This window comes from Acinetobacter sp. YH12156, assembly GCF_013418235.1.
GTDB classification, from domain to species: domain Bacteria; phylum Pseudomonadota; class Gammaproteobacteria; order Pseudomonadales; family Moraxellaceae; genus Acinetobacter; species Acinetobacter pseudolwoffii.
The window spans coordinates 1-7,290 of record NZ_VPCL01000025.1 but is presented as its reverse complement, the minus strand read 5'-3'; the positions used below and the strand labels follow the sequence as shown (position 1 = coordinate 7,290).

8 protein-coding genes and 3 pseudogenes are annotated in these 7,290 nt (G+C 35.0%); 7 read left to right on the top strand and 4 right to left on the bottom strand.

The window, feature by feature from the left end; all coding sequences use genetic code 11:
• Nucleotides 1-109: pseudogene (locus FTU87_RS14760) on the bottom strand (dihydropteroate synthase); the annotation flags it as partial.
• A gap of 285 nt (nt 110-394) precedes the next feature.
• Nucleotides 395-724, bottom strand: a pseudogene (locus FTU87_RS14755) (recombinase family protein); the annotation flags it as partial.
• A 243-nt stretch (nt 725-967) separates the two neighbouring features.
• On the opposite strand from FTU87_RS14755, the gene FTU87_RS14750 reads away from it, so the two are divergent.
• Entirely contained in the window at nt 968-1,300 is a 333-nt protein-coding gene (locus tag FTU87_RS14750) for a hypothetical protein (RefSeq protein ID WP_180097742.1), read from the top strand.
• 13 nt (nt 1,301-1,313) lie between these two features.
• Complete coding sequence (locus FTU87_RS14745; RefSeq protein WP_004733276.1) at nt 1,314-1,538, top strand: DUF2798 domain-containing protein; 225 nt, start codon at nt 1,314-1,316, stop codon at nt 1,536-1,538.
• A 135-nt stretch (nt 1,539-1,673) separates the two neighbouring features.
• Here FTU87_RS14745 and FTU87_RS14740 read toward each other — a convergent pair whose 3' ends face one another.
• The gene (locus tag FTU87_RS14740; protein ID WP_180070474.1) at nt 1,674-2,063 is read right to left on the bottom strand and encodes a tautomerase family protein; all 390 of its coding nucleotides are present in this window, start codon (nt 2,061-2,063) and stop codon (nt 1,674-1,676) included.
• Nucleotides 2,064-2,300: 237 nt separating this feature from the next.
• On the opposite strand from FTU87_RS14740, the gene FTU87_RS14735 reads away from it, so the two are divergent.
• Nucleotides 2,301-2,762 (top strand): DIP1984 family protein, encoded by a 462-nt coding sequence (locus tag FTU87_RS14735; RefSeq protein WP_000761345.1) that lies wholly within the window; start codon nt 2,301-2,303, stop codon nt 2,760-2,762.
• A gap of 903 nt (nt 2,763-3,665) precedes the next feature.
• Here the strand turns inward: FTU87_RS14735 and FTU87_RS15260 are convergent.
• Nucleotides 3,666-4,036: pseudogene (locus tag FTU87_RS15260) on the bottom strand (LysR family transcriptional regulator).
• Nucleotides 4,037-4,342: 306 nt separating this feature from the next.
• On the opposite strand from FTU87_RS15260, the gene FTU87_RS14730 reads away from it, so the two are divergent.
• The 4 genes from FTU87_RS14730 to FTU87_RS14715 all read left to right on the top strand — a co-directional run bounded on the left by FTU87_RS14730 (nt 4,343) and on the right by FTU87_RS14715 (nt 6,929).
• Nucleotides 4,343-4,678, top strand: a complete 336-nt coding sequence (locus FTU87_RS14730; protein ID WP_002124970.1) for a hypothetical protein — start codon at nt 4,343-4,345, stop codon at nt 4,676-4,678.
• A 576-nt stretch (nt 4,679-5,254) separates the two neighbouring features.
• Complete coding sequence (gene repM / locus FTU87_RS14725; RefSeq protein ID WP_180073049.1) at nt 5,255-6,205, top strand: replication initiation protein RepM; 951 nt, start codon at nt 5,255-5,257, stop codon at nt 6,203-6,205.
• Nucleotides 6,198-6,773, top strand: a complete 576-nt coding sequence (locus FTU87_RS14720; protein ID WP_180097740.1) for a plasmid replication DNA-binding protein — start codon at nt 6,198-6,200, stop codon at nt 6,771-6,773. Before repM ends, FTU87_RS14720 begins: the two co-directional genes overlap by 8 nt.
• Nucleotides 6,774-6,785: 12 nt before the next feature.
• Complete coding sequence (locus tag FTU87_RS14715; protein ID WP_001125247.1) at nt 6,786-6,929, top strand: hypothetical protein; 144 nt, start codon at nt 6,786-6,788, stop codon at nt 6,927-6,929.
• Nucleotides 6,930-7,290: the final 361 nt, after the last annotated feature.

Sequence of the window (7,290 nt, the reverse complement as noted above, 5' to 3'; positions counted from 1 at the left end):
GCTTACGCGCCTGCGCAATGGCTGCGTCTGGCGCCAGATACCGGCCTCCATCGGAGAAACTGTCCGAGGTTATGTTGACGATGCCGAAAATGATGAGCGATTTATTCATGGGGGCTTCTATAATAATAATCGAGCATGAGTATCATACGGATGCTCGGGTCGAAAGGGAATCCCCAGGCGAGTAACCTGTTTGCGGTGATCCATTAGCTGCAGGAGCAGAAGAGCATACATCTGGAAGCAAAGCCAGGAAAGCGGCCTATGGAGCTGTGCGGCAGCGCTCAGTAGGCAATTTTTCAAAATATTGTTAAGCCTTTTCTGAGCATGGTATTTTTCATGGTATTACCAATTAGCAGGAAAATAAGCCATTGAATATAAAAGATAAAAATGTCTTGTTTACAATAGAGTGGGTAGTAGGAAGATCTGCCACAATTAATCGAAGTCCTTTCTCCTGAATCCTGCGCTTCAGCTCTTGAAAATCCTGTTGGGTTAGGCGTGATAATCGGTCAATACTTTCAACCAACAAGGTGTCACCTTGATTTGCTTCTGACAGTAGCTTATTCAATTCAGGCCGGTCTAACTTCGTACCACTATAGTTTTCCACGTACACAATGGTTTCGCCCAAATTCAAGTTTTGGTTTAGATCCTGAAGAATCTGCAAAGCCCTTTCTGCATCTTGATCTTTAGTTGAAGCTCGTAGATAAATACGTGTATTCATTTCTATCATTTAATCTTAATTCTATTAGATTAATGATAACACTATCATTTAATTATTACATTAAGTCTAATGATAGATATTGTATGCGATTTGGCTCGCTATCATTCAGCTATACTCTTTTGATAGAAAAAGCATGACTGAAAGCCATGCTTTGGGAGTTCGTATAATACGTATCATATTAATTTTGGAAAAATTAGATATTGATTGGGAGTGACTAAAGCTGTAGAGTTTCTTTTTAAGTGAGTCCCCAAAATGAAATTCCAATTTATATTTGAAAACTTTAAAGCTTTACCAAATGGAACAGATGCTTTCAAGCAGTTAAAAATTTTATGTGAGCAAGAAATTGGCAACAATAATAATTTAGATAATTCGGCCTTATTTCTTATTTATGGGTTTGCGAAGAACTACGTCTTATTGTACGAAGATCAAGAAGTTACTCCTGAATTTGCAAAAAAAGCAAAAAGCCAATTAATTGATTATATGTCTGAACTTAATATTGCTCTAATCAGTCAAGATTCTAATCTTATATTAGAAACTCTTAATGATATTTCAAAAAAATATTTTAAAAGTTCAAGAATATTTTAAATCTTAATAATCAATGAACAAGCTATCATTACAGGGGTTTTTGATTCCCCTTTTTGTCTCATTCTTTATGAGTGGCATTAACGCTATTCTAGGAGCTTTAAATGAAGATAAATTTTTATTATCAATTGTTTTTTCACAATGGATGATTAATTGGATTATTGCTTATCCATGTCTTTTGTTTCTTGTTCCTTTCTCAAAAAAAATCGTTTTAAAGCTTTTTTATCCTCAGTTGAAATAATGAATGTTATATGAAACGAGGACAATAGACCGTCGTTTTTCACTTTGCATAAGATATTCTACGTTAAGTAGCGGCTAAAAATGCCCTTGATCAAGGGCATTTCGTATAACGTCTATTATGTTAATTTTAGGAAATTTAAACATTTACCTTATAATTTAACTGTAGTTCATCCGCATTTTCCCCTCTAATTCCCCAGTTTTCTTTAGGAGTTTCAAATATAGTTATCTCAACATCATTTGAATCAATACCGCATAGATTGTTTATATTTTCGAATAGAGTCTTAATAAATGCTTTTTTAGTCTCTTTTGTTCGTCCATCGAACATGGAAATTTCAATAATTATATAAGATGCACTGCGGTCTGCTGGATATATAAAATTTTTGGATTCTAGTGGAATAAAACGTTGAAACCTTTTTTCTTCAGGGTATTTTAATTCTTTAACTAAAGCCTGATGGATAGCTTTACTTAAATTATCACGATGTAATTCTATAGTTTCATCTAAAGCATAAATTTTTATCTGAGACATTACTTTCTCTAAATTAAAACCCTAATTTTAGCTTAATCTCCCCCTCCCATTTAAGATAATGGCTGTTATACGAAATGAAAAAACCTAGACTCTGGTCTAGGCTTAAAATTTAAAAAATGAATAGCTACCGATTTTGTAGACACCTTTTAGTTAGATAAAAAAGCAATTTTTTTGATCTTTAAAGAATGAGGATATAAGCTGTTTAAAACTTAATTCTAATTGGTTAATAGGTGAAAAATGAAATTAGCAGAAGCTCTCTTACTTCGAAGTGATCAACAAAAAAAAATTATTTCACTAAAACAACGTATCAATGCAAATGTATTGGTACAAGATGGTGATCAACCATCTGAAGATCCAAATGAACTACTAAAACAAGTATTTTCTTTAATTCAAGAATTTCAAAAATTAAGTTATGCAATTCATGAAACTAATGCTTTAACAAAATTAAATGATGGCCGTTCTCTACTTGCTTTATTGACTTTGCGTGATGAATTTGTAGAACAGCATAAAACCCTAACTGCAGCAATAAGTAATACATCTCGTGAATCTGATCGTTATAGTACGCGGGAAATAAAGTGGCATAAAGTTATTCCAGTTTCATCATTACAAAAACAAGCTGATGATATTAGTCTTAAATTACGTGATTTAAACGTGTTAATTCAGTCGAATAATTGGAAAATTGATTTGATTGAAGCCTAATAGTCCTTTAGATATAATCAAGTTGAACATACTGGGCGAGTACAAGATCCCTTACTTCCACAACATAGGATTGTAAATAAAGTGTAGTGGCTTGCAAAGCAAGTGGATAAGCTTAAAATTTTAAGTACAAATCAATCCATCACTTGGCATAACTCAAATCTTTGTGCAAACAAAGTTACACGTTACTTATAACTACCATGTACTGACAGTATGTTCACCTCAATTACTAAAAATAAAGAAATGAGCAAGCATCAGCTCAACTACATTTCTATTTTTAATTCAGTTCGGCTTTGTTGTATAAAGAGCTGAAAGATAGACTTTGAAAATTATAAAAATCGGAAATTTATGATATAAAAAATGTGCTCGACGATGTCGAAAAGCCGACTTGTTTCCAAGTCGGCTTTTTTAAGCAACTTTGTAATATTCTCTCAATGATAATAGTTTAAAAAGTAGGTATTTATTGATTTTTACTATTTTATCAAAGACTCTATTTCGAAAACTATCCCCCAATTTTTGTGGGTTAAAGCTTACAAAGATATCGGATTTTTTGGGTTATTTGGAATAGGACTAAGTTGCCTAGCAGATTGGTATATATCACAATTTTATGATTTATATAAAATAAGCAAAAAGAATTTCACTATAAGGAAATCATGAGAAAAAAGATCACCTATCTAGCTGGGGCTATGACCATAGTTTTACTAATAGCGGTGATTAAACATGAAAATGAAGTAAAGGGGGATGAACAATTTAGATATTTAGATTCCATAGCATCTAAGCAACCTTAGTAAAATTGCACTTATATTTAGAAATACTAGATCATATAAAAACCATTATTTAACATAAAATCTCTTATGCGAAATTCAGGCTAACGCCACTATACAAGGTCACACACCTTACACCTTTTTAAAACTTGATCGCTGATCTGACTTTAGAAATGAATAGATCAATCGAATTTTGATTCTTAGAAAAATCCAGCAGCAGCCCGTTTACTTTAGATCTGATCTCTTTCGGATCAGTCAGCTCCCCATTCATTAAGTTTTTCAGTAGTCCACCCTCTTTATTCATATCTGATTTTAGGCTGCGAATTTCCTGGATTGTTTTTATATCAGTCAGACTTTTAGGTTGGTAACCCAATCCTAAATCACGCAAATACTGAGAAGCCGACAAATTTCCCTGGGCCGCACTTTCTTCAATTTTCTTTTTTTTTCAGCTTCAGTTACCACAACTTGAATTACTTTTTGGCGTATCCGTTTCGGCTTTTTTTGTTCAGTCATTTTTTTGATTTCCAGTACATTTTGGCTATGCCAAAAGCTCCGCAGGACAAGATGCCACGTTGAGCTGAAAGCGAATAAGTGGGCGTAATGGTGGGCCAATCATGCTTGCATGTTGGTCAACATTACACATCTTGCCAATATCACTGAAAGTTCAATTGCACATAAACGCATATAATTGCACATCAAAATGAATAAAAACCATTTAAAAGCTTATAATTGCAGATAATTTCATATAAAATCGTATAAAAGCTCTTAATTGCATATAGTTGCACATAATTGCATAAATCAAAGAAAGAGGAAGTCATTATGGTCACCAGACATGGCGCTAAGAAATTCATCATCTCTGTATTACCAGAAATAGAAAAACGGCTAGAAGCTGGTTATACAATTAAGGAAATCCACGCTGATTTACCTGAGCTAGCGAACAATATTTCTTACAGTTCAGTTTTACGAAATTTGAGTAAAATGGGAATCAGTGAAAAAAAGCCACATTCAAATAAAATAGAAAAATCAGTGAACCTGGATACTGCTTCTAGTTCTAGCCAAAAAATAACGAATGCTCAAAGAAATCTTGAAAAGCTACAGAAGCGACCTGAGAAATTTAAATTTGATCATGGAACAAATGATAAGGAATTAATCTAAGTCCTCTTTAAATATAGCTCTAAATGCTGCCTGTTTGCGATTTAAGCTCAAATTCACAGTGAAAGGTACAGAACGAGTGTCTACGAGTGAAATCGCTGAAATTCGCGCTTAGACCCTCTGAAAAACAGCTTTTTAGGCTGTGAAGCCTAAATAAGCGTAAATCACGTGCAGAAAATTGAGTCTAGATAGAGCGCAGCGAGTAAAAAAGCTCTATGAGCGAAGCGAATTCATCGTGCTTTTGCTTTTTATTGAAGTCACAACGAGATGAGCCAAAAAATTGCCCCGACGAATCGAGCGAAAGCGAGATTCAATAGAGTTTGAGCGAAGCGAAAACCAAGGGCAATTTTTCATGATTTGGGCTTTTAATTATTTTAAAGTTTTTAAATGCTTTTAGATATGCTGAAAGCCTTTGTTCACAATGCTTTTAAGGGTTATATGACACCGTTTACCTTGCAATATGACACCGTTTACCTTGCAATATGACACCGTTTACCTTGCAATATGACACCGTTTACCTTGCTTATAGCACTAAAATTAATTATTGTGTCATAGCATAATAATTAATACTGGTGCTTCATGAGAGAATTAGTGGTAAAAGACAATGCCTTAATCAATGCAAGCTATAACTTGGACTTAGTAGAACAACGTTTAATTTTATTGGCTATTGTTGAAGCAAGGGAAAGTGGGAAAGGGATTAATGCTAATGATCCCCTTGAAGTACATGCCGAAGGCTATATCAATCAATTTGGTGTACATCGCAATACTGCCTATCAAGCATTAAAAGATGCCTGTAATGATTTATTTGCTAGACAATTTAGTTATCAAAAAATAAATGAAAGAGGGAATATTGAGAACTATAGATCCCGTTGGGTTAGTGAAATTGGATATGTAGATAATGAAGCAGTGGTTAAGCTTATCTTTGCCCCCGCCATAGTCCCATTAATTACACGTTTAGAAGAGCATTTTACTAAATATGAATTACAGCAAGTTAGTAATCTCAGTAGTGCTTATGCTGTCCGCTTATATGAACTATTAATTGCTTGGAGAAGTACCGGTTCTACTCCAGTTATAGAGCTAAGTGATTTCCGTCAAAGAATTGGTGTACTCGATACAGAGTACAAGCGTATGGAGCGCTTTAAAACTAGTGTACTTGAGCTTGCTATTAAACAAATAAATGAGCATACGGATATCACTGTAAAATATGAACAGCATAAAAAAGGTCGAACAATTACAGGTTTTTCTTTTACGTTTAAACAGAAGAAAAAGGATAATCCATCAATAGAAAGAGATCCGAATACCTTAGACCTTTTTTCAAAGATGACCGATGCTCAACGGCATATGTTTGCAAACAAACTTTCAGAACTCCCTGAAATGGGTCGCTATTCACAAGGAACTGAAAGCTATCCTCAATTTGCTGTTCGTATTGCTGAGATGCTACAAGACTCTGAAAAAATCAAAGAACTATCCCCATACCTAAAAAAAGTGGGATACATGCCATCAAATAAAAAGGACACCGTAAATGGCTAAGTTATCGCTAAGTGAAGTATCTAAAAAATTTCATATTGATAGGTCAACCATTTATAGAGCTGTACGTAATGGGCGTTTATCACGCTCTAGTGATGGTCAATTTGACCTTTCGGAAGTGATTAGATGCTTTGGGGAGCCTGAGCAAATATCTCAACAAATTGAACCATCTAAATCAGATAACGATGAATCTACAAAAAAACTCATTATTCATTTAGAAAATGAAGTTAAAAAATACCAAGAACGTGAAGAGCGTTTAATGCAGCAAATCGACCGTATGCAGACGCTTATTGAGTTAAAAACTGTTGCACCCGCCACGGCAGCGCCACAACAAGATGCTACGGCATGCGACACTGATATGCCACAGCATGCGACAACACAACAAGACAATGATAATAAAAAGAATAATGAATTAAATATTGTAGAAAACGTGGCAGTGCCACAGCAAGAAACTACAGCACACCATAGCCAAACGCTACAGCATGCCACGTTGCAAAATGTGGCAGTGCCACAACCTAAAAAACGTGGTTTATTTGGCCGTGTACTAAATGCTGTTTTTGATAATGACTAAGGGAGAGAGATCATGCCGAAACTGAAAGACATTGCCCTGGGAATTATTGTGGCCCCGCTGCTGATCCCGATCATGCTAATTGCATCGTACCAGGATAAAAAGGCACTCAAAAAAGAGCTGGATGAACGCCAAAAAGAAAAAGACCAGGCATCCTGATTATTCAATTGACCTAATCAAAGTCGTGAAACATTGATCAAATAATAAGCGTGGAACGTGAAAAATTATAAAAAAAGCCCAACTTGGGGAAGATGGGCTATCAACTAGAAACTACAGCGTTGAATTATAAGGATAATTATAACGCATTTCGTATAAGGTGTATTATGTTAATTTTAGGAAAGCTCACTAATCATCAAATTAAAAATATAAGAGAGACTTATGGACTCATATCTTATCCGCCGTGCTGGTTGTCGGAAAAGGAGCCGCTAGTGGGAAAGAGGAGGGTAAATTTTCAGCGTTGCTGGCTCCCCGTCAGCCGGATTGGGTTGCATCGCAGGGGTGTCGAAAGAGTCAACTGCGG